This window comes from Klebsiella sp. BIGb0132 (assembly GCF_024810075.1).
Lineage (GTDB): Bacteria > Pseudomonadota > Gammaproteobacteria > Enterobacterales > Enterobacteriaceae > Klebsiella > Klebsiella terrigena.
On the sequence record NZ_JANUDW010000008.1, the window covers coordinates 194,609 to 215,014 of the forward strand.

At 54.7% G+C, this 20,406-nt stretch carries 21 protein-coding genes and 3 tRNA genes; 6 read left to right on the forward strand and 18 right to left on the reverse strand.

The window, feature by feature from the left end; all coding sequences use genetic code 11:
* The first annotated feature begins 771 nt into the window (after window positions 1-771).
* On the forward strand, window positions 772-1,275 hold the full coding sequence (locus M2416_RS20625; protein WP_259226444.1) for a non-heme ferritin-like protein: 504 nt from the start codon (window positions 772-774) through the stop codon (window positions 1,273-1,275).
* A 442-nt stretch (window positions 1,276-1,717) separates the two neighbouring features.
* The gene (locus M2416_RS20630) at window positions 1,718-3,235 is read left to right on the forward strand and encodes an MFS transporter (RefSeq protein WP_175636986.1); all 1,518 of its coding nucleotides are present in this window, start codon (window positions 1,718-1,720) and stop codon (window positions 3,233-3,235) included.
* 38 nt (window positions 3,236-3,273) lie between these two features.
* Here M2416_RS20630 and M2416_RS20635 read toward each other — a convergent pair whose 3' ends face one another.
* Both M2416_RS20635 and azuC read right to left on the reverse strand, forming a co-directional pair.
* Entirely contained in the window at window positions 3,274-3,525 is a 252-nt protein-coding gene (locus M2416_RS20635; protein WP_041146262.1) for a DUF2766 family protein, read from the reverse strand.
* Between the two features lie 79 nt (window positions 3,526-3,604).
* Window positions 3,605-3,688 (reverse strand): stress response protein AzuC, encoded by an 84-nt coding sequence (azuC, locus tag M2416_RS20640; RefSeq protein WP_113771133.1) that lies wholly within the window; start codon window positions 3,686-3,688, stop codon window positions 3,605-3,607.
* 196 nt (window positions 3,689-3,884) lie between these two features.
* Here azuC and M2416_RS20645 point away from each other — a divergent pair, with 196 nt between their 5' ends.
* A complete protein-coding gene (locus M2416_RS20645) occupies window positions 3,885-5,306 on the forward strand; it encodes an MFS transporter (RefSeq protein WP_259226445.1) in 1,422 nt (473 codons plus the stop codon).
* A 38-nt stretch (window positions 5,307-5,344) separates the two neighbouring features.
* Here the strand turns inward: M2416_RS20645 and M2416_RS20650 are convergent, their stop codons facing one another.
* Entirely contained in the window at window positions 5,345-5,983 is a 639-nt protein-coding gene (locus M2416_RS20650; RefSeq protein WP_259226446.1) for an RpiB/LacA/LacB family sugar-phosphate isomerase, read from the reverse strand.
* Window positions 5,984-6,418: 435 nt separating this feature from the next.
* On the opposite strand from M2416_RS20650, the gene ftnA reads away from it, so the two are divergent.
* Window positions 6,419-6,916, forward strand: coding sequence for a non-heme ferritin (gene ftnA / locus M2416_RS20655; RefSeq protein WP_045859271.1), 498 nt, complete (start codon window positions 6,419-6,421; stop codon window positions 6,914-6,916).
* Window positions 6,917-6,952: 36 nt separating this feature from the next.
* Here the strand turns inward: ftnA and M2416_RS20660 are convergent, their stop codons facing one another.
* Complete coding sequence (locus tag M2416_RS20660; protein WP_259226447.1) at window positions 6,953-7,192, reverse strand: YecH family metal-binding protein; 240 nt, start codon at window positions 7,190-7,192, stop codon at window positions 6,953-6,955.
* Window positions 7,193-7,384: 192 nt separating this feature from the next.
* Between M2416_RS20660 and tyrP the strand changes: the two genes are divergently transcribed.
* The gene (gene tyrP / locus M2416_RS20665) at window positions 7,385-8,596 is read left to right on the forward strand and encodes a tyrosine transporter TyrP (RefSeq protein ID WP_259226448.1); all 1,212 of its coding nucleotides are present in this window, start codon (window positions 7,385-7,387) and stop codon (window positions 8,594-8,596) included.
* Window positions 8,597-8,625: 29 nt separating this feature from the next.
* On the opposite strand, the gene M2416_RS20670 is transcribed toward tyrP, so the two are convergent.
* From M2416_RS20670 to uvrY, 9 genes are all read right to left on the reverse strand, one after another.
* Window positions 8,626-9,294 carry a YecA/YgfB family protein gene (locus M2416_RS20670; RefSeq protein WP_045859644.1) on the reverse strand — a complete coding sequence of 223 codons (669 nt, stop codon included), beginning with the start codon at window positions 9,292-9,294 and terminating at the stop codon, window positions 8,626-8,628.
* An 86-nt stretch (window positions 9,295-9,380) separates the two neighbouring features.
* Window positions 9,381-9,956 (reverse strand): DUF805 domain-containing protein, encoded by a 576-nt coding sequence (locus M2416_RS20675; protein WP_259226449.1) that lies wholly within the window; start codon window positions 9,954-9,956, stop codon window positions 9,381-9,383.
* Window positions 9,957-10,143: 187 nt separating this feature from the next.
* A complete protein-coding gene (locus tag M2416_RS20680; protein WP_076947304.1) occupies window positions 10,144-11,079 on the reverse strand; it encodes a metallophosphoesterase in 936 nt (311 codons plus the stop codon).
* A 206-nt stretch (window positions 11,080-11,285) separates the two neighbouring features.
* A tRNA-Leu gene (locus M2416_RS20685) sits at window positions 11,286-11,371 on the reverse strand.
* A gap of 13 nt (window positions 11,372-11,384) precedes the next feature.
* Window positions 11,385-11,458, reverse strand: a tRNA-Cys gene (locus M2416_RS20690).
* Window positions 11,459-11,498: 40 nt separating this feature from the next.
* A tRNA-Gly gene (locus M2416_RS20695) sits at window positions 11,499-11,574 on the reverse strand.
* Window positions 11,575-11,725: 151 nt separating this feature from the next.
* The gene (pgsA, locus tag M2416_RS20700) at window positions 11,726-12,274 is read right to left on the reverse strand and encodes a CDP-diacylglycerol--glycerol-3-phosphate 3-phosphatidyltransferase (RefSeq protein ID WP_041146269.1); all 549 of its coding nucleotides are present in this window, start codon (window positions 12,272-12,274) and stop codon (window positions 11,726-11,728) included.
* A 57-nt stretch (window positions 12,275-12,331) separates the two neighbouring features.
* On the reverse strand, window positions 12,332-14,164 hold the full coding sequence (uvrC, locus tag M2416_RS20705) for an excinuclease ABC subunit UvrC (RefSeq protein ID WP_076947303.1): 1,833 nt from the start codon (window positions 14,162-14,164) through the stop codon (window positions 12,332-12,334).
* Window positions 14,161-14,817, reverse strand: coding sequence for a UvrY/SirA/GacA family response regulator transcription factor (gene uvrY / locus M2416_RS20710; protein WP_041146271.1), 657 nt, complete (start codon window positions 14,815-14,817; stop codon window positions 14,161-14,163). Before uvrY ends, uvrC begins: the two co-directional genes overlap by 4 nt.
* A 459-nt stretch (window positions 14,818-15,276) precedes the next feature.
* On the opposite strand from uvrY, the gene M2416_RS20715 reads away from it, so the two are divergent.
* Window positions 15,277-15,501 carry a DUF2594 family protein gene (locus tag M2416_RS20715; RefSeq protein WP_041146272.1) on the forward strand — a complete coding sequence of 75 codons (225 nt, stop codon included), beginning with the start codon at window positions 15,277-15,279 and terminating at the stop codon, window positions 15,499-15,501.
* A 67-nt stretch (window positions 15,502-15,568) separates the two neighbouring features.
* Here M2416_RS20715 and sdiA read toward each other — a convergent pair whose 3' ends face one another.
* The 5 genes from sdiA to tcyJ form a co-directional block, all read right to left on the reverse strand.
* The gene (gene sdiA / locus M2416_RS20720) at window positions 15,569-16,291 is read right to left on the reverse strand and encodes a transcriptional regulator SdiA (RefSeq protein ID WP_076947301.1); all 723 of its coding nucleotides are present in this window, start codon (window positions 16,289-16,291) and stop codon (window positions 15,569-15,571) included.
* Between the two features lie 552 nt (window positions 16,292-16,843).
* Window positions 16,844-17,596, reverse strand: a complete 753-nt coding sequence (gene tcyN / locus M2416_RS20725; RefSeq protein ID WP_259226450.1) for an L-cystine ABC transporter ATP-binding protein TcyN — start codon at window positions 17,594-17,596, stop codon at window positions 16,844-16,846.
* Window positions 17,593-18,261: a cystine ABC transporter permease gene (gene tcyL, locus M2416_RS20730; protein WP_041146275.1), complete on the reverse strand. Its 669-nt coding sequence runs from the start codon at window positions 18,259-18,261 to the stop codon at window positions 17,593-17,595. Before tcyL ends, tcyN begins: the two co-directional genes overlap by 4 nt.
* A gap of 15 nt (window positions 18,262-18,276) precedes the next feature.
* Entirely contained in the window at window positions 18,277-19,263 is a 987-nt protein-coding gene (gene dcyD, locus M2416_RS20735; RefSeq protein ID WP_076947300.1) for a D-cysteine desulfhydrase, read from the reverse strand.
* Between the two features lie 162 nt (window positions 19,264-19,425).
* Complete coding sequence (gene tcyJ, locus M2416_RS20740) at window positions 19,426-20,226, reverse strand: cystine ABC transporter substrate-binding protein (RefSeq protein ID WP_041146277.1); 801 nt, start codon at window positions 20,224-20,226, stop codon at window positions 19,426-19,428.
* Window positions 20,227-20,406: the final 180 nt, after the last annotated feature.

The following is a 20,406-nucleotide window of genomic DNA, read 5'->3' on the forward strand; positions in this document are numbered from 1 at the left end:
GCGTTATCACATCGCGGAATTACAGTAATTGAGTGCATAAATTCAGCGAAAAAAGCCATAAAAAAAGCGCTAATTGTCAGACAATTAGCGCAGTCATAAGCAGTATTATCCATATCATCAGCAGAGTTATCCCTGTGACGCATTGAGCGCAGCGCGCCGGGCATGCGGACCCGCAATCGGCGCCAGCGGTTGCCCTCCCCCACCCCCTCCTTCCGGCGATGTCAGGCGCTACGCACGGCATCACGATTTTTTGACACAATCGTCATCGCCCTGAAATATTATTTCCCGATGTTCAGCAATAAAAATTAAAAAATGATCCAGCGCAATGTTGCGCCAGCAGAACCGTGACAATTAAATGACGCGGTCAAACATAAGAGGCGTTTATTTTAATTAAGCACTGCTCATATAAATATCATACACCTACGTAATACGAGTGAATTGTTTGATAAACCTTGCAAATGCATCGTTAAAATTAAAATATAATCAAGTAGTTAAGTGACAGCCAATTTAATAAAGATGCTAATCAATAGCCCGCTATCAGCGGATGGTGTAACTAAACGTAAATCCTTCCGGTTAAGAGTTTTCTTAAGTAAATTCTGAGAGTATTCTATATTTGTGGCTATCGGAAATATCATTTCTGGCCACTCATGGAGAGCACGGAATTATATTATTCCGCCAGTAAAGTTTCGTGTGAAGGTCTCGTAATGAAGCTGTTGGGGGCGAAAGCTCTTAACCCGCGAAGACCCCCTTGCAGATTAATAAGGATATTTTATGGTAGTTGCAGGAATGGCTCAAAAGCTGAATAACCAGATGAATCTTGAGTTCCGCGCCTCGAACTCGTATCTGCATCTGAGCGAATGGTGTGCACAGCAGCGCCTGAACGGCACCGCGACGTTTCTCCGCACTCAGGCGCAGTCCAGCGTCACGCTGATGATGCGGGTATTCGAATTTATGAAAAAGGGCGGCGAGTGGCCTATCGTGAAGGCCGAAGGTACCTATCGTCAGGAGTGCAGCTCCCTCGAAGATCTGTTTACCCAGACTCTTGCCGACTATGAACAGCGCAGCAGCCTGCTCGCCGGTCTGGCAGAAGAAGCTAAAGCGCAAAGCGATGATTCCACCTGGCGCTTTTTGACCCTTTTAGAGAAAGAGCAGCAGCAGGACGGTATTCTCCTGCAAACCGTTCTCGACGAAGTACGTAGCGCCGATAAAGCCGGTATCTGTCTGCAGCAAACGGACCGCCGCCTGATGGATCTGGTGGCGCAGCAGCGCCATTAATCCGGCTTAGGCAAACGCCTTCAGGCTGGCAAAGTCAGAAGGAACCACCGCGATAGGGCACCTTTCAGGCTATTAATGAACGGTGCCCGATAATTCACCGCCTGCTCCGTTCCACCATCGCCCTTGCCCGTCCCGTCTTAGAGCCCAGCGGCCAGCCTTCGGCATCGCTTCTGGCCTCCTCCCGCATGGCCCGCACGCTCCCCCATCCTGACATTTTGGCGCTCCGCTGCCGTTTGTTATTCCTAAAAAGCATTAAAAACTTTTAAGCCGATCGCATTACTGCGCAGCTAAATCGCCTGACCGATGATTAGTGACGGGGATCACTTTTTAAGCCGTGAGTTAATAATATAAAAACACTGTTTCAAAAATTTAAAACAAGAGGTTTATATTAATGGCAAGATACGCGGCTTCAGCCTCGCAAGGGCTGCAGGGAAGACCGATTTTGTTACGCCATCAGCTCGCCTACGGCGGCGGCAACTTACTGGGGAGCGGCGCGCTGGCAATCAGCGGCGCCTGGTTACTCTATTTTTATACGACATTTTGCGGGCTGACGCTGATCGAGGCCTCGTTAATTTTCTCGATCGCCAGCATTATCGACGCCATCAGCAACCCGTTAATGGGCTATCTTACGGATAACTTCGGTAAAACCCGGCTCGGCAAACGCTTTGGCCGGCGGCGCTTCTTTTTGCTCATCGGCATTCCGCTGATGATGTTTTACCCGCTGCTGTGGGTAGAGGGCCTCGGCTTTTGGTACTACCTCAGCACCTACGTGATCTTCGAAATCATTTATACCTCAATCATGGTGCCTTACGAAACGTTGGCCACCGAAATGACCGACGATTTCTCGTTACGTTCTAAGCTCACCGGTTATAAAGCCATTTTTGGCAAGCTGGCAAACTTCCTCGCGGCCTTTATTCCGGGCCAGTTCATCCTGCTGTACGGCAAAGATTCCGCCACCCCGTTCTTCCTGACCGGCCTGACCTACGGCATCATTCTGATCGTCGCTATCTCCTGCCTGTGGTACTGCAGCTGGGAGCGTCCGCGGGAAGAGGAGAGCAGCGTCAGCGAGAAGAGAGGGCTGCTCAATACGCTGCTGCTGCTGGCTAAAGATATGCGCTCGACCTTTTATTTACGCGTCTTCCGCAAGCATCTCGGCATGTACCTGTGTGGCTTCGGCGCGGAATGGCTGTTCGCCTCCATCTTTACCTATTTTGTTATCTTCGTTCTGCAGCACGATCCGGCGATGGTTGCCGGGCTGAACAGCCTGAACTCAATTCTGCAGCTGGTCTCTACCGCGCTGTTCATCGGACTGTGCGTGAAAAAAGGCTTCAGCAAGCCCTATATCCTCGCGCTGGGCGTGGTTATTTTCTCGGTACTGCTCTACACCTCGCTGTGGTTTTTCCATCTGCCGGCGCACCTCGCTACCGTGCTGATGTTCGGGATCACCGTCCTGTTTGGCCTCGGAACCGGCGGCGTGTATTACATCCCGTGGACCGTTTATACCTTCCTTGCCGATGTGGATGAGATTTACACCGGCCGCCGTCGCGAGGGAATTTATGCCGGCGCCATGACCTTCTCCGGAAAAATACTACGCTCGATCATCGTCTTCACCATGGGGGCTATTCTCAGCTTCTACGGCTTCCAGTCGAAGGCGCACACCCAGCCGGAAAGCGCGGTTACGGCGATTGCCGTGGTGTTCTGTAGCGGAGTGGTGCTGCTGGCTCTGGCCGCGATCGTCTTCAGCAAGCAGATGAAGCTGGATCGCAAAGCCCATATGGTGGTCTTACAGGAGGTTGCGCGGATTAAAGCGGGAGGCAAAATCGGCGATATCGCGCCGGAGGTACGGGTTGTCGTTGAGGATCTCGTCGGCCATCGCTACGAAGAGTGCTGGGGTAACAGCAAGCTGTTTAGGAGTGAAGAGGCGGCCCCGGCCCGTTCCGCAGCCTCCCACCAGGCCTGATGGACACCCCGCCACCACGTCTGGCGGGGTAGAACCAATTAGTGGGCTTCGCTTTGCGGGGTGAACTTCAGCTCAATCAGGGCAATCGCTTTTTGCACCGCACGCATCGTAACCGGGTCGGACGATGAAGGATGGCTTGAAAAATCAATCGCCTTAAGCTGAGTTGCCATCTTTTCGCGCACCTCTACAGGGGCGATAACGTCAATGACATCGAGGATCTGTTTGATAACCAGCTGACAGGCAACCACGTCGGAAACCAGCTCGTCTTGTTCGGTAAGGTGTTGAGACATTTTTTGCTCCTTTTTGCAGGAGCGTAATAGTACCCTAAATCAGCTGAGATAAAAAAACCTGCCGCAGCAGGTTTTTTTATCAGAACATGCCGGCCGGCGGCACATCTTTGAAGGTCTTGCAGTAGGTGTCAAAAATGCTTTTCAGAATCTTGCGCAGCTTCATGGCGTCACTCCGTTTTTGTTATGCAGGTGTTAATGCTCGTTCGACTATAATATGACCGACATCACAAAAATCAATTTAAATGTGCGCCAAATCACAAAAATAATTGCAGACTGAATTTTAAATTTAAAAAAACGAGCGGAGCCGGAGCGTTCCCCCTCTCCTGCCCGCAATCTCAGCAGGCTATGGCAACAACATAATGACGACAAACATCTCCGCCCGGGAAGACCGGGCGTTCTCGGCGCCAGCGCTGCTGGTCGCCGGGGCCTTTTTCATGGAGTTTCTCGACGGAACGGTGATCGCCACCGCGCTACCGGACATGGCGAAAGATTTTGGCGTGGCGGCGGTGGATCTCAACATCGGGATCAGCGCCTATCTGATTACGCTGGCGGTGTTGATCCCGGCCAGCGGCTGGATAGCCGATCGTTTCGGCGCGCGCAGGGTCTTCACCCTCGCGCTGGCGATTTTTACCCTTGCCTCGGTGTTTTGCGGCCTTTCCAGCAATGTCGATACCTTCGTTGCCATGCGTATTCTGCAGGGAATGGGCGGCGCGTTGATGGTCCCGGTCGGCCGGCTGGCGGTGCTGCGTACCACCCCGAAGCACCAGCTGATTAAGGCCATTGCGACGCTGACCTGGCCGGCGCTGGTGGCGCCGATTATTGGCCCGCCGCTCGGCGGATTTATTACCAGCTACGCCAGCTGGCACTGGATTTTCTTTATTAACGTCCCGCTGGGTCTCGCGGCGATGGCGCTGTCGCTGCGCATTATTCCCGATATTCGCGAGGAGGAGCGGCGTCCGTTCGACCTTCCCGGCTTCCTGGCCACCTCGGTTGCCATGGTCAGCCTGGTCAGCGCCATGGAGATCCTCGGCGACAACCGGCCCGAGGGCTGGAAGACCCTGGCGCTGCTGGGGCTTGGGATCGGCTGCATGCTGTTCTCCCTGCGCCACTTCCGCCGCGCCGCCTGGCCCATGGTACGCCTCGATGCGCTACAGGTCCCCACATTCAGGGTCACCATGTACGGCGGCTCGCTGTTTCGCGCCTCCATCAGCGCCGTGCCTTTTCTGCTGCCGCTGCTGTTCCAGGTGGGATTCGGCATGGATCCGTTCCACTCGGGGCTGCTGGTGCTCGCCGTGTTCGTCGGTAACTTCACGATTAAACCCGCCACCACGCCGCTTATCCGCTGGCTCGGCTTTCGCCGCCTGCTGCTGATTAACGGCGCGCTCAACGTTCTGTCGCTGCTCGCCTGCGCATTTTTGACTCCGCAAACGCCGGTGTGGTTAATCCTGCTGATCCTGTTCCTCGGCGGCGTTTTTCGATCGATTCAGTTCACCGGCATCAGCACACTGGCCTTTGCCGATGTGCCCTCCCCGCAGATGAGCTACGCCAACACCCTGTTCAGCACCGCGTCGCAGCTGGCGGTTGGTTTGGGGATAACGCTTGGCGCGATAGGTATTCGTATTGGGGAAAATCTGAGCGAATGGCTAAGCCTGTCGACGCTGCCAGGCATCAGCTTTCGACTGTCGTTTGTGTTTATTGCGCTGATTTGTCTGGTGGGAATGGTGGATAGCCTGAAGCTGAAGGCGGATGCCGGAAGCAGCGTGTCGAACAAGGAAGCGTAGGCGAAAGTAAGGCCAGCCGCGGCTGGCCTTACCGATGATTAACCGACGATGTGGCGAACGAACGCTTCGATCTCTTTGACCTGGCAATTCTCGAAGAAGCACTGCTGGAAGCGCGGACCTGAGACGGCGGTTTTAACCAGTTCCGGGTCGATAGCGCGCAGGGTGTCGAGGTAATTATCTTTCACCACCGCCGCTTTCACCGTATTCAGAATACCGGCATTGCGCACCTGCGGCTCTTTACGCTCCGGCGGATAGCCTTCCCCGTTGCGGCCGGTGAACGCTTTTTCGAAAATAAAGCGCACGTTCAGCTCTGCGCCCCAGCCGAAACCTTTCGCAAACGGCAGAGAGAGCGCGTTGCCGTTGTTGATCTGGGCAAACAGGAAAGCGTCGGCAGGATCGATACAGTAGCCGCACACCACGCCCGGATGGATATTCAAAGACATCAGCGCGCCCTGACCGGTGCCGCAGCCGGTGACCACGAAGTCCGCCGCTTTGGAATTCAGCAGAATGCTGGCCATGATGCCCAGATGAATATAGGTCAGGTGATGATCGTGCTCATCGCTCATACCCACGTTGTAAACCGGGAAGCCTTTCTCGTCGGCAACGGCGTTGAGCTCGTTGAGGATGATGGCATTTTTGTTTGCCTGGCTGTTTTCCATCATCAGTGCAATTTTCATGCTTTACTCTCCTGAATGCTTTGCGGGTACTTCCGCGATAGGTCGTTAACGTTGGTATGACATTACTACTTAACAAACACACTTTCAAATTTTATGAAAAGTTGTTTTATAAATTACGTAGCGCTTCACACTTTTGCCCGCTAACCCCGCCCCCCGCTCTTTGCGCCTCCGCCTCCCTGCCGCTCGCCGATCGACAAAACCCGCGCGGGGCCCTCAGCCGCTCGTCATTCGGTTACGCATATTGAGCTGTCTCGGCGCTATTTATTAAATATCAATTAAAACCATTCTCATTAATTATTAAATTGCCAATGCGTTTTATTCCCATTTGCATTTTTAATAAATGAAGTTTTTAATTTACTTTTTGCAAATAAATAAATAACAAATTATAGTGAGCGCACAATAATCTTAATTACCTATATTTTCGGAGCACGCGCTATGCTGAAAACAGAAATGATCGATAAGCTCAATGAGCAGATGAACCTTGAACTCTATTCCTCTTTGCTTTATCAGCAAATGAGCGCGTGGTGCAGCTACCATAGCTTCGAAGGTGCGGCGGCGTTTCTTCGTCGTCACGCTCAGGAAGAGATGACCCATATGCAGCGCCTGTTCGACTACCTGACCGACACCGGCAGCCTGCCTTGCATCAACGCCATTGCCTCGCCGTTTGCCGAGTACGCATCGCTGGATGAGCTGTTCCGCGTTACCTACGAACACGAGCAGCTGATTACGCAGCAAATTAACGCCCTGGCCCACGCCGCGATGTCTGCACAGGACTATCCGACCTTTAATTTCCTGCAGTGGTATGTTGCCGAGCAGCACGAAGAAGAGAAACTGTTTAAATCCGTTATTGATAAACTGACCCTCGCCGGTAAAAGCGGCGAAGGCTTGTACTTTATTGATAAAGATCTGGCAACGCTCGATACGCAGAAATAATTATGCCGGCGACGATGCTTCGGCATTGTCGCCCCGCTAATGCTGACAGATTTTACTTTCGCTGGTATTAAACCCGGTGTCTGCGGCAATAAACTTGCCCTTCTTCTGTAGAAATATCACCAGCTCCCCAGCGGTGAGGTTTTCCGCCGAACAGGTGTGAAAACGGGCCTCGTCACCAAAGCGAGCGACTATCGCCGCTTCCAGGCTGGCAATGCTGTAGGCTTCGCCCGAAGCGATCATCATCTGCAGTACTTCATGACCGTGAATAGATTGCATAACTCCTCCTGTAAAGCATCCACGATAAACCACCTTATGGTTTCAGGCTTTGCGCCAGCGCAGCATTAGCGCGGCTTCCGGAGTGTAAACTTTTACTGACAAGCACTGTAACCCTCATTTGACGAATCTGCTGATTTCACATACTCTGCGCGACATATTTTATTGTTAATTCCTTCATGGATAGAGAGAAACGTGAAGAACCGCACTCTAGGTAGTATTTTAATCGTAGCAGGGACCACTATTGGCGCAGGGATGCTGGCAATGCCTTTGGCATCCGCTGGGGTCGGCTTCGGCGTCACGCTCGGGCTGCTGATCGCCCTGTGGGCTTTGATGTGCTATACCGCGCTGCTGCTGCTGGAGGTCTATCAGCACGTACCGGCGGATATGGGGCTGGGCTCGCTCGCCGCCCGCTATCTCGGGCGCTACGGGCAGTGGATCACCGGTTTTTGCATGCTGTTCCTGATGTACGCCCTGACCGCCGCCTACATCAGCGGCGCGGGAGAGCTGTTGGCCTCCAGCCTGAACCAGTGGCTGCAGTGGGATCTTCCGCCGGCGGGCGGGGTGCTGCTGTTTACCGGTATTGGCGGAGCGGTGGTTTGCCTCGGGACCTCGCTGGTCGATCTGTTCAACCGCTTTTTATTCAGCGCCAAGATTATTTTTCTCGCCATTATGCTGGCCCTGCTGCTGCCGCACATTCATCAGATAAACCTGCTGACCCTACCGCTTCAGCAGGGGCTGGCGCTCTCGGCAATCCCGGTTATCTTTACCTCTTTTGGTTTTCACGGCAGCGTACCGAGCATCGTCAGCTACCTTAACGGCGATATTCGTAAGCTGCGGCGGGTGTTTATCATCGGCAGCTTTATCCCACTGGTGGCCTATATTTTCTGGCAGCTGGCGACGCTGGGCAGCATTAGCTCTCCAACCTTTGCCGCCCTTCTGGGACAGCATGCGGGTCTGAACGGTCTGCTGGAGGCTATCAGAGAAGTCGTCGCCTCACCGCACGTTGAGCTGGCGGTGCATCTGTTTGCCGATCTGGCGCTGGCCACGTCGTTCCTCGGCGTCGCGTTGGGGTTATTTGATTATCTGGCCGACCTGTTTCAGCGTAAAAATACGCCGGGCGGGCGCGTGCAAAGCGGCGTCATCACCTTTGTGCCGCCGCTGGCCTTCTCGCTGTTCTACCCTCGCGGCTTCGTCATGGCGCTGGGCTATGCGGGCGTTGCCCTCGCCGTGCTGGCACTGATGCTGCCTGCGCTGCTGGTCATGAAGAGTCGTCAGCAGCATCCGCACGCGACGTGGCGGGTTATCGGCGGAACGCCGGCGCTGTGGCTGGTCCTGCTGTGCGGTATCGCTATCGTGTTGATTCAGTTTTGTATCGCGATCGGCGCGTTACCTGCCGTCGGATAAAAGAGTAAGGGGCCTGTCGGCCCCTTATTTTATTTCGCTAAGCAGCACTGCTTATATTTCTTACCGCTGCCGCACGGGCAGGGATCGTTACGTCCAACTTTGGCATCATTTCTGATCGGCTGCGGTACCTCTGCCGGCTGCGCATGCTCTGTCCAGTATTGATAAAGCGCCAGCGCCGCGGGTTTAATACGCTCTACGCTGGCGAGAAAATCATCGACGGAGAGCGCTTCAACCGCCGGGAACTGCGCTTCCGTCCCGTGCAAAGCGATGATATCGAGCTCGGCCTGCAGCTCCGCCGGTAAAGCGGTCCAGCTACCCAGGCCGACGCCGCGCATGTAGCCAAAGCACCACTCGCCAACGATAGTCAGCTCCTGGCCTTCCTCTTCCCGCGTGCCAAACAGCGGCTCGAACTGCTCCGGATAGTCGTCCAGGCGCTCGGCAACATCGCTCATATGCTGCAGGGTGAGGTTAACGAAGCGGTCACGCTCGCGATCGTTGGCCCAGCGCGGTACGTTGTCGGCACCGCCCCAGATAGCCAGCAGCCACTGGGCGGGTTCAATCTCGGCTGGCCCGGAGAGGATCGCCGTCAGCAGGCCATCAAGCTCGGAGACATCAAGGATGGCGCCGTCGGTGGCGTATTTCGACAGGATATCGTCCAGCCATTCAAGTTCGCTTTCGTTCAGGGGTCCGGTTTTCATAAACAGGCTCGTCGTCTTAGAAAAATGGCGCATACAGTAGCGGAAATGCCGGGAGAAAACCACCCGGCGCGGCCATTCTGCGCGGGTTAAATATCCTTAATAATGCTTGAGCGCATCGTTTCATATTCACTTTCGCTGATCGTACCGTCATCGCGCATCTTTGTTGCCTGGGCCAGGCGCTCTCTGACATCTTCGGCGGAAGAAACCGGGGCGCTCTGCGCGCCGGGAGGTGCGCTGTCGCCGTTATCCTGCTGAACGTCGCCAAAGCGGTTAGCCCCGTCGGTGCCTCGGGCAAACAGTAGCCAGATAGACATCACCAGTGAGATGATTCCGCCAGCAACCATCAGCCATACCCATACCGCCGCCCCACCCTCTTCTACGGTGCCGGCAACGCCAATCAGGCCGATAATCAGGATCAGGAAAGGCGCCAGCAGCCACCAGCCGGATTTGTTCAGATCGTGCAGGCGTCGTACCGCCACCGCGATACCCGGAATAATAATAATCAGGCTAAACAGCCCGCCGATAACCGGGATCAGCCCCAGTACCGCGGACAGCACAAAGTTAGCGACGGTAAATACGGCGTACTCTTTGCGCGCCGAGCGGCCGCGAAAGGTGGCATATTTGAGAAAACAGTTACCGTAGCTTTCAAGCAACGTGGCCATAAGATCCCTCATTAAAAATAATTATTATTGCCGTGACGGCATATTGTCCCAAAGGCGATTTATCCGGCCGCAGGCGCGCGCCGGAGCGCTATTTTACCGCAGTTTTCCCGAAATGTGCCGCAGAAAACTGAGGGCTTGACCGCCGGGCGTCATCGCTATAGCTCTGCCCTTAAGCGGAATATCAGCCTCAAACGCTGACGAAGCGCCCGTTTGCCACCTCCGTCTGGCCGGCGTCATAAATCCACGCCCGCAGCGGATGGTTCGCTTTTGCCGCATTATAGTCAACGCACACTACCCGCTCGCTCAGCGCCGCCGGTTCGCCAGATAGGGTATAGTGCCCAACGACAACCGGAACCTCGGGCAAAAGGTAAGCGTTTTTTTCCAGCGCCATATCCGGGATGCTGCTAACCATCTCGGGCTGAACCTGGGCAATCTGCCGGTAGGTTGTTGCCTCGTTAAGCCACCAGCGGATGCGAATATGGCGCCGCTCGATCCCGGTTTTATCCTCGAAGCTGTAGCCTGCAGGCAGCGCCAGCTCTGGCCCCTTGAGTATCGTCTCCAGCAGGCGGAACAGCTCGTGCTGTTTATCGAAGGCGTGTACCCAGCTCTCCGGCTTCAGCCGGTTCTCTTCGTCGAGCCACGGGCGAAGCCGGGCAATGGCGCTCTCGTCCCAGCAGGCGTGCACCGCACGGATATCGCCAAAATCAATGAACAGCGGCAGGGTTTTAAACCACTCGACCCACAGCAGGTGCTGAGCGCTGCCTTCCGCGACGTCGTTGAGGAAGGCCTGATGCTGACGGCGGTTATTCGCCGTATGCGGACGCAGGGGCTGAGCCGTCTGCGGATGGCGCATCAGCCAGCCAACGGCGTTAAATTCATGATTGCCCATCAGGCAAATGGCGCGCCCCGCGGCCACCTCTCCCCTCACCTGTTCCAGCACCGACGGATGGTCGATGTGGCTCCCCGGCTGATTATCAATAAGATCGCCGACAAAAATCAGCCGGCTGCGATGCAGGTCTTCCCGGGATCGCAGATGGGCCAGCAGGGCGGAAAGCTTGCCGTACTGGCCATGAATATCACCAATAAATATTTTGCGGCTTTTAGTCTGGCCTGAAGCGGGCATCAGAATTCCTTGTGCTTTTTTAGTCGGTGCGACCTTACGGATAGTAACAGGGTTGCCGGGGGAAGCCTCGCGCTACGAGGGGACCGGCTGAAGGGCAGGATAATATGATGAAGTGATACTATGAATGGCGTGCTGCAGACATGAAAAAACCACCCGTAGGTGGTTTCACGACACTGCTTATCATTGATTTTATTCTATAATCCCAATGGTACCCGGAACGAGACTTGAACTCGTACAGCCTATGGCCGAGGGATTTTAAATCCCTTGTGTCTACCGATTCCACCATCCGGGCTCGGGATGTAAATTGGAGGCGCGTTCCGGAGTCGAACCGGACTAGACGGATTTGCAATCCGCTACATAACCGCTTTGCTAACGCGCCTTTAATGCTGCAACACCCGCAACTGCCGATGCTTTTAAACTGGAGCGGGAAACGAGACTCGAACTCGCGACCCCGACCTTGGCAAGGTCGTGCTCTACCAACTGAGCTATTCCCGCATTATCAAGCTAATTTGCTAATCACTTGATTTTGTTATCGTCTGGCAAGCCGTACTGCCGTTCGATGCGATGCATTCTACTTACCTGGCGCAATGAGTCAACGATATTTTTTAAAACCTTGCGTCGTTTGCTGAAAATTACGCCGAAACGATCACTGATCAAGCAAATCGCCGCGCGCCGCGTTCAAATATTGCAGCATCGACCACAGCGTCAGCACCGCCGCAACGAGGAACAGCACGATCCCTGCCCCTTCAACCCACTCATTTGGCCGCCACAGCATCCACACCAGCGCCGTCATTTGCGCCGTCGTTTTGACTTTACCGATCCAGGAAACCGCTACGCTGCTGCGTTTACCCAGCTCGGCCATCCATTCGCGCAGGGCAGAGATAATGATTTCACGGGCGATCATCGTCGCCGCCGGCAGAGTGACCCACCAGGTGTGGTAATGCTCGGCAACCAGCACCATCGCAATTGCCACCATGACCTTATCCGCTACCGGGTCGAGAAACGCGCCAAAACGAGTGCTCTGATTCCAGCGGCGCGCCAGATAACCATCAAACCAGTCGGTTACCGCGGCGACAAAGAAGATCAGCGCACAGGCAAACGGTGCCCATACCACGGGAAGGTAAAACGCCAGCACAAAGAACGGTATCAGGATGACGCGAAACAGAGTAAGCAATGTAGGGATATTAAATTGCATAGTGACGGGTAACTATCTGTTAGAAGTAAAAATTAGCCCTATGTTGCTACAGAGCCCCTAATGTTTCAACGAGTAGAAGATCTTTTCTGCCAGACCGTGAGATATACCCGGTACTTTGGCTATCTCTTCGACGCTGGCTTGCTGTAGCCCCTGCAGACCGCCCATATACTTCAGCAGCATCTGCCGACGCTTTGGCCCCACTCCTTCGATAGTCTCCAGCGTGCTGGTACTTTTCACTTTTGCCCGCTTTTTACGATGCCCGGCGATGGCATGATCGTGCGACTCATCGCGGATATGCTGAATGACGTGCAGCGCGGGAGAGTCCGGCGGCAGGCTAAAACCTTCGCCCTCGGGCTCAAAGAATAGCGTTTCCAGGCCCGCCTTACGATCGCTACCTTTTGCTACCCCTAATAATAGAGGATGATGTTTATCCCAGGCCACGTCCAGCTCGGCAAACACGCTTTTCGCCTGCCCAAGCTGCCCTTTACCGCCATCTATCAGGATAACGTCGGGGATCTTGTTCTCTTCGATAGCTTTACCGTAGCGCCGGCGCAGAACCTGATTCATCGCCGCATAGTCATCCCCCGGCGTGATCCCGGTAATATTGTAGCGGCGATACTCGGCGCGCAGCGGCCCGTTGCTGTCAAATACCACGCACGAGGCGACGGTCTGCTCGCCCATCGTGTGGCTGATATCAAAGCACTCCATGCGCTTCACCGCCGGCAGCTTGAGCAGCGTCGCCAGCGCCTGCAGGCGCTGATGGATGGTGGACTGCTGGGACAATTTGGTCGTCAGCGCCGTCGCGGCATTGGTGCGCGCCAGCTTAAGATAGCGCGCGCGATCGCCGCGGGGTTTCGTCTGCACATTCACGCGCCGCCCCGCCAGCTCGGAGAGCGAGTCGGCGAGCAGGGTTTTGTCGCCAAGGTTAAAGTCGAGCAGAATCTCCCCCGGCAGGGTGCGCATCTGGCTCCCCTGCAGGTAGAACTGGCCGACGAAGGTCTCCACCACTTCCCCAAGCTCGGTGCCGCCGGGGACCTTAGGGAAATAGCTGCGGCTACCCAGCACCTTCCCCTGGCGAATAAACAGCACGTGAACGCAGGCCATGCCCGAATCAAAGGCGACGCCAATAACGTCCATATCGTCACCATTATTTGAGACAAACTGCTTCTCCGTCACCCGACGCACGGCCTGGATCTGATCGCGAATGCGCGCCGCCTCTTCAAACTCCAGCGCCTGGCTGGCCTTCTCCATGCGGGCAATAAGCTGCGTCAGGACCTGATCGTCTTTGCCGGCAAGGAACAGCCGCACGTATTCAACCTGCTGGGCATACTCCTCCTCGCTAACCAGCCCCGCCACGCAAGGGCCGAGGCAGCGGCCAATCTGATACTGCAGACACGGACGCGAGCGGTTGCGATAGACGCTATTTTCGCACTGGCGAACGGGGAAGATTTTTTGCAGCAGCGCTAAGGTTTCGCGAACCGCATAGCCGTTCGGGAAAGGACCAAAATATTCCCCTTTAGCGTGCTTAGCGCCGCGATGGGTCGCCAGCCGCGGATGGGTATCGGCGCTGAGAAAAATAAAGGGATAGGATTTGTCATCGCGCAGCAGCACGTTATAGCGCGGCTGATACAGCTTGATATAGTTATGTTCAAGCAGCAGAGCTTCCGTTTCGGTATGGGTTACCGTCACGTCTATTTGCGCTATCAGCGCCACCAGGGCTTCGGTTTTACGCGAAGCCAGGTTGCTGCGAAAATAGCTGCTTAGCCGCTTTTTCAGGTCTTTTGCTTTACCAACGTAAATAACGATACCGCCAGCATCGTACATCCGATAGACGCCCGGCTGGCTGGTTACTGTCTTCAGGAAAGCTTTGGCATCAAAAACATCACTCACAGACTTGCTAACGACTCCGCATTACACAGGCCATGGCGGATTGCCAGGTGGGTCAGCTCAACGTCACCGTGGATGTTTAATTTACTGAACATCCGATAGCGATAGCTGTTCACCGTCTTGGGACTCAGATTCAGCTGCTCTGAGATCTCATTGACCTTCTGACCTTTAGTGATCATCAGCATAATCTGCAATTCTCGTTCAGACAAACTGGCAAACGGCGATTCCGTTTTTTCCGGCTCGATCTGGCTGAGCGCCATCTGCTGGGCGATATCCGAAGCGATATAGCGCTGACCTGATGCCACGCAGCGAATCGCATTGACCACTTCCTGTGGCGCGGCGCCTTTACTCAGGTAGCCCGCAGCGCCTGCCTGCATCACCTTCGCCGGCAGCGGGTTTTCGGTATGCACGGTGAGCATAATGACTTTGGTATCGACAATGGCGCGCGCAATTTTACGCGTTGCCTCAAGACCGCCGATCCCGGGCATATTCATGTCCATCAGGACTACGTCAACGGGATTAGCCCGACACCATTTAACGGCATCCTCGCCGCAGCAACATTCGCCCACGACGTTAATCCCTTTTATATCTTCCAGAATGCGTCGTATCCCTGCGCGCACCAGTTCGTGGTCATCAACAAGAAGGACGTTGATCAAAGGAATAATCTCCAGAATTAGGGATAACACAACGGATAGCTTATCGAACCCATATTACCGGGTTTTGGCGTAATTTTAAAAGCCAAAAGTGTTCTGCAGAGGATTTATCTGTCCTTTATGGCAAGTTGTTTGCACACCTGGTGGAAACCCATACATAACAGAGAGTTGTATAAGGTCGCATTTTTAACATTCGTCATACAGAAAACGTAATAAACACAACATAATACGTAGTTGATAAATACGAAAGAAAATATGTAACAATAATTAACTCTAAAAATCATACCAAAAATTAACAATTTGCAGGCGCCGAAGCGGGCCTTATTCAGGCAATTAAACCCGTCACAGCTCCGATCAGAGAACGCAAATTACGCGCTCCTTTTTTTTCTGCCGCTTGTGGTATACTGCGCCGCTTTAAGATTTAGTATTGCGCAAAAGCGCCGATAGCAAACGAGGATATCGATGAGCACACCAGATTTTTCCACTGCAGAAAATAATCAAGAACTGGCGCAGGAAGTGACCTGCCTGAAAACGCTGCTGACGCTGATGCTCCAGGCCATGGGCCAGGCCGATGCGGGTCGGGTGATTATTAAGATGGAAAGGCAAATCACGCAGATGGAAGATGAGGCTCAGGCTGCCGTATTCTCCAGCACCGTTAAGCAAATTAAACAGGCTTACCGTCAGTAACAATAAACCGGCTGAAAGTATAACTGACAGCCGGTTTCACGCCTGGCACGCAGAACGATGGGCTAGCTCAAATTAAGCCGGTGGCGACCGCATAGCAGGCTATTTGCGTTTTATTCGGTGCGTTGAATTTTCGTTGCATATTTTTCTGATGAAAATTGACGGTATTTTCTGAGATAGACAGAATTATCGCGACCTCTGCCGAGGTCTTCCCTTCCGCAGTCCATTTCAAAATCTCCAGTTCACGCCGGCTGAACTTCATTTCCGGCGGCATCACCATCGCGTCCTGCAGGCGTAACAGCGTCAACAGGCTGAGCTCAATCAGCATTCTCAAACGCATTTCTAATTCGTCTGCCGGATAGGGCCCGGCGCTACGATTCTGCCCTGAGACCGAAAGAAAGCCCTGCGCGTGGTTGGGTAAGGTGAGGCACTGAGTAATCCCCTTCACCAGCCCGTGATCGCGCGCGCCGTCCCAGAGCTGCGGGGCGTCACGGAATAGCCCGTCGTTCCACGGCAGGTGACCGCGAAGAAAATTTTCCGGTCGCAGCACCGGATCGATGGCGAAATAGTTCTCGGCTTGATATTGCGCCATCCACGCCTGCGGATAGGTCGTCTGCAGCGTCACCTTAGGGCGCGTAAAGGGCACGGGATGGCGCACGAAGAGAGCAAAATAATCGTATTCCAGCTCTTTCGCCTGCTGCTGCAGGAGATTATAAACCCCCTCTCCCGCCGAAATTGCCTGAAATTGTTGCAGCATTTCCCGCCGCCAGCTGAAAAAATCATTGTCCCTCATAACCGACCAAATAACTCCTGAGTAATTATCATTATTACAAATACAAAAACTAACACATAAATCTTATTTATATGTATAAAATATCGTATACACCGCACATATTAGATCGTTACTGGTGCTATTCAGCGCTGACGGGAGAAGAGAATGTCGCATCATTTATCTCTGCCGACGATATATTCTCAACTGTGGGAGGAGTTTAGCGCCAATCCTGCTGCCGATATTGCCTTCTCTCAAGCGCCGCTTGTTTTACCCTCAGCGATAAGATATGACGTATCGTTTCGGCAGGCTGGCCTCCATCAACGACGGAAAAAGGGATTGTTTCAGGAAAACGTCGCGTGCGGCTGAATATAAAAATACCAATCGATAAGCAGCGTTTAATAGTTCTGCTCTCTCACATGGCGCTATCGTTCAGCAGCTATCGTCCAGAAAGGTTTCCACTTCGCGGCCCAGGCGTTCGGGCTGGCCAAACGCCTGCACCGTTCTCTGCGGCTGGCGGGAACGCCGGTAGCCTCGCCCTTTTCACCGGATCCCGCGGCCGCAGTCGGGTAGCCGTTACTGCATCAGGAATTTTTCGAGGAACTGGCGCGTGCGCGGCTGCTGCGGATTGGCAAACAGCACCTTAGCCTCACCCTGCTCGACGATACGTCCCTGATCCATAAAGATAGCCCGGTCGGCCACGTCGCGGGCAAAGCTCATTTCATGGGTCACGATAACCATGGTGCGCTTCTCCTGCGCCAGCTGGCGAATGGTGTTCAGCACTTCGCCCACCAGCTCAGGATCCAGAGCGGACGTGGGTTCATCAAACAAAATAACGTCCGGACGCATCGCCAGCGCGCGGGCAATCGCCACGCGCTGCTGCTGGCCGCCGGAGAGACGGCGCGGGTAGCTATTCTCTTTCCCGTTTAGCCCAACCTTCGCCAGCAGCTCGCGCGCCCGGACGATCGATTCGTTTTTATCTTCACCCTTAACGATAACCGGCCCTTCAATAATGTTCTCCATCACCGTGCGGTGCGGGAACAGGTTGAAGTTCTGGAAAACGAAGCCGACGTGCTGGCGCAGGCGGCGAATCAGCCCCTTCTGCTGGCTCAGGCTGCGCGCGGTATCGATAGTGACGTCGCCCACCCGAATGGTGCCGCTCTCCGGCTGTTCCAGCAGGTTGATGCTGCGCAGAAGGGTCGTTTTGCCGGAGCCGCTGGGGCCGATAATCGCCACCACTTCGCCCTCCGCCACCTCCAGGTCAATACCGTGCAGTACCGTCTGTCCGTGGAACTTTTTCACCAGGTTTTTGACTTCAATGGCACTCATTTTGGATCACGCTCCTGGCGATTCAGCTGATTTTCAAAATAGTTTTGCAGCGTCGACAGCACCGTCGCCATCACCCAGTAAATCAGCGATGCGGCCAGATACATGGTGAAAACTTCCAGCGTACGGGAGGTAATAAGCTGCGCCTGGCGGAACAGTTCCGGTACCTGGATAGTCGCCGCCAGCGACGTATCTTTCACCAGGCTGATAAAGCTATTGGAGAGCGGTGGCAGCGCGACGCGCGCGGCCTGCGGCAGAACCGCCCGACGCAGAGTCTGCCACGGCGTCATCCCGATGCTTGCCGCCGCTTCCCACTGCCCTTTATCAATAGAGGCAATCGCCGCGCGCAGCGTTTCGGCGGCATACGCCGCGGTGTTCAGCGACAGGCCAATCATCGCCGCCGGAATGGGATCCAGCTCAATGCCAAACTGCGGCAGGCCGTAGTAAATCATAAACAGCTGGGCGATCAGCGGCGTACCGCGGAAAATAGAAATGTAGACCCGCGCCAGCCACTTTACCGGCCAGAGGGGCGACATCCGCATCAGCGCAAGGATAAAGCCCAGCAGCAGGCCAAAGAACATACCGCCGATGCTCAGCTGCAGCGTAAATACCGCCCCCTTGAGGAGAAAAGGTGCGGAATCAAAAACCAGTTGGATACTCTCTTGCATTCTGTTTGTTCTGCTTTAGATATGAGGATGGTAGGCAAACAGCGCCGGCGCTCCGCCGGTGTGTATAAATAAGATTGGCCCTTCATCCTTAAAGCGTTTCTGCTGAATACCGTCAATCAGCCCGGCCATCGCCTTCCCGGTATAGACCGGATCCAGCAGGATACCCTCAAGCTGCGCCAACAGTTTTACCGCTTCCATGCCTTCGTCATTCGGCGTGCCGTAGCCTGGCGCGAAATAGTCGTCCCACAGCGTGATGTTGGCTTTTGCCTGCAGCTCGAGGCTGTTCGCTACCGCCTGCTGCAGGGCCACGACTTTCGGCAGCTGGTCCGCCACCTTGCGCGACACGGTGACGCCAATCAGTTCGGCCCCCGGCATCAGCTGTTCCAGACCCACCGCCAGGCCGGCATGGGTGCCGGCGCTGCCGGATGCCACCACCACGGACGACAGCTCTACCGCGCCTTCGCACTGCTGGGCGATTTCCAGCGCGCTTTCAACATAGCCCAGCGCGCCCAGCGCATTGGAGCCGCCGACCGGGATCACGTACGGACGATAGCCCTGCGCCTCGATACGCGTCGCCAGCTCTTCCAGCTGCGCGTTGGGGTCGGTCAGCGCATCGCACATCTCGACCTGGGTATTGAACAGATCCAGCAGCAGGCGGTTGCCGTTAGTCAGGTAGTTTTCCGCACGGGTGCCAATCGGGTTTTCCAGCAGGGCCACGCAGTGCAGGCCAAGCTTAGCCGCCACCGCCGCGGTTTGACGAACGTGGTTAGATTGAATCGCGCCGGCGGTGATCAGCGTATCGGCGCCTTCCCGCAGCGCATCGGCTGCCAGGAACTCCAGCTTGCGCAGCTTATTGCCGCCCATAGCAAGCGGGGTCACGTCGTCGCGTTTGATAAAAATTTCGCGACCGAGATGATCCGACAGGCGCGGCAGGTATTCCAGCGGAGTCGGAGCGCCAATCAGCTCCAGGCGCGGGAAACGCGTTAAATTTTGCAGTGACATGATATCTCCTGACTGAGAGCCAATCCCTCAGGCGTTATTATTCCGGGCAAACGGGCCCCTAAAATAGCCTGACGAAACAGGCCCTTTGTTTTTATTATGCACGTAGTTGCCGACGAAATAAAAAAAGGCGCCTCGATGAGCGCCTTTTTTCACCGCCGGCCGTTATTTCGTCACGTCAGCGCCAAACCATTTTTCCGACAGCGCTTTCAGGCTGCCGTCTTTTTGCATGTCGGCAATGGCACCATCCACCGCTTTCAGCAGGTCTTCGTTACCTTTACGCAGCGCCACACCGGACTCCTGACGCGAGAACGCTTCGCCGGTGACGGCCAGGGTATTGCCGGTTTTCTTCACCAGATCCAGCGCCGCCAGACGATCGACCAGAATGGCATCGATGCGGCCTACGCGCAGATCCTGATATTTAGTCGGGTCGTCATCATAGGTGCGGATATCTACGCCCTGCACGTTCTGACGCAGCCACTCTTCGTAGTTGGTGCCCAGACCCACGCCGACTTTCTTGCCTTTCAGGTCGGCCGCCGTTTTGATAACGCCTTCATTGCCCTTTTTCACCAGCGCCTGCACGCCAGAGACGGTGTACGGCGTGGAGAAGTCATATTTTTTCTTACGCTGGTCGGAAATGGTGACCTGGTTAATCACCACGTCGATGCGTTTAGAATCCAGCGAGGCCAGCATTCCGTCCCATTTGGTCGGTTTCAGATCGGCCTTCACTCCCAGATGCTTCGCCAGCTCGTTGGCAAAGTCGACCTCAAAACCGGCCAGCTTGCCGTCATCACCCTGATAGCTGAACGGAGGATAGGTACCTTCCAGACCCACGCGCAGCGTGCCGCGCTCTTTAATTTGGTTAAACAGGTTTTCTGCGGCAAACGTTTTTACGCTAACGCCAGTCATCAAAACCACAGCCATTGCGCCCATCAGCGCCTGGCGGCCCAGAAGTGCTAATTTCATAGAGACCCCACAGAGTGATATTTTTTTGTAGTGTAAGGCGTTTATGCGGATGGACCAACATCTATCCGCTACATCTTATTCCAATTTATTATATACGATACCGTTTATGGCATAGTGAAAAACGCGCGCAAAATCGATCGTATTTGCTGGAGATCTCTCATACTGCAAGAGTCAGCTTGA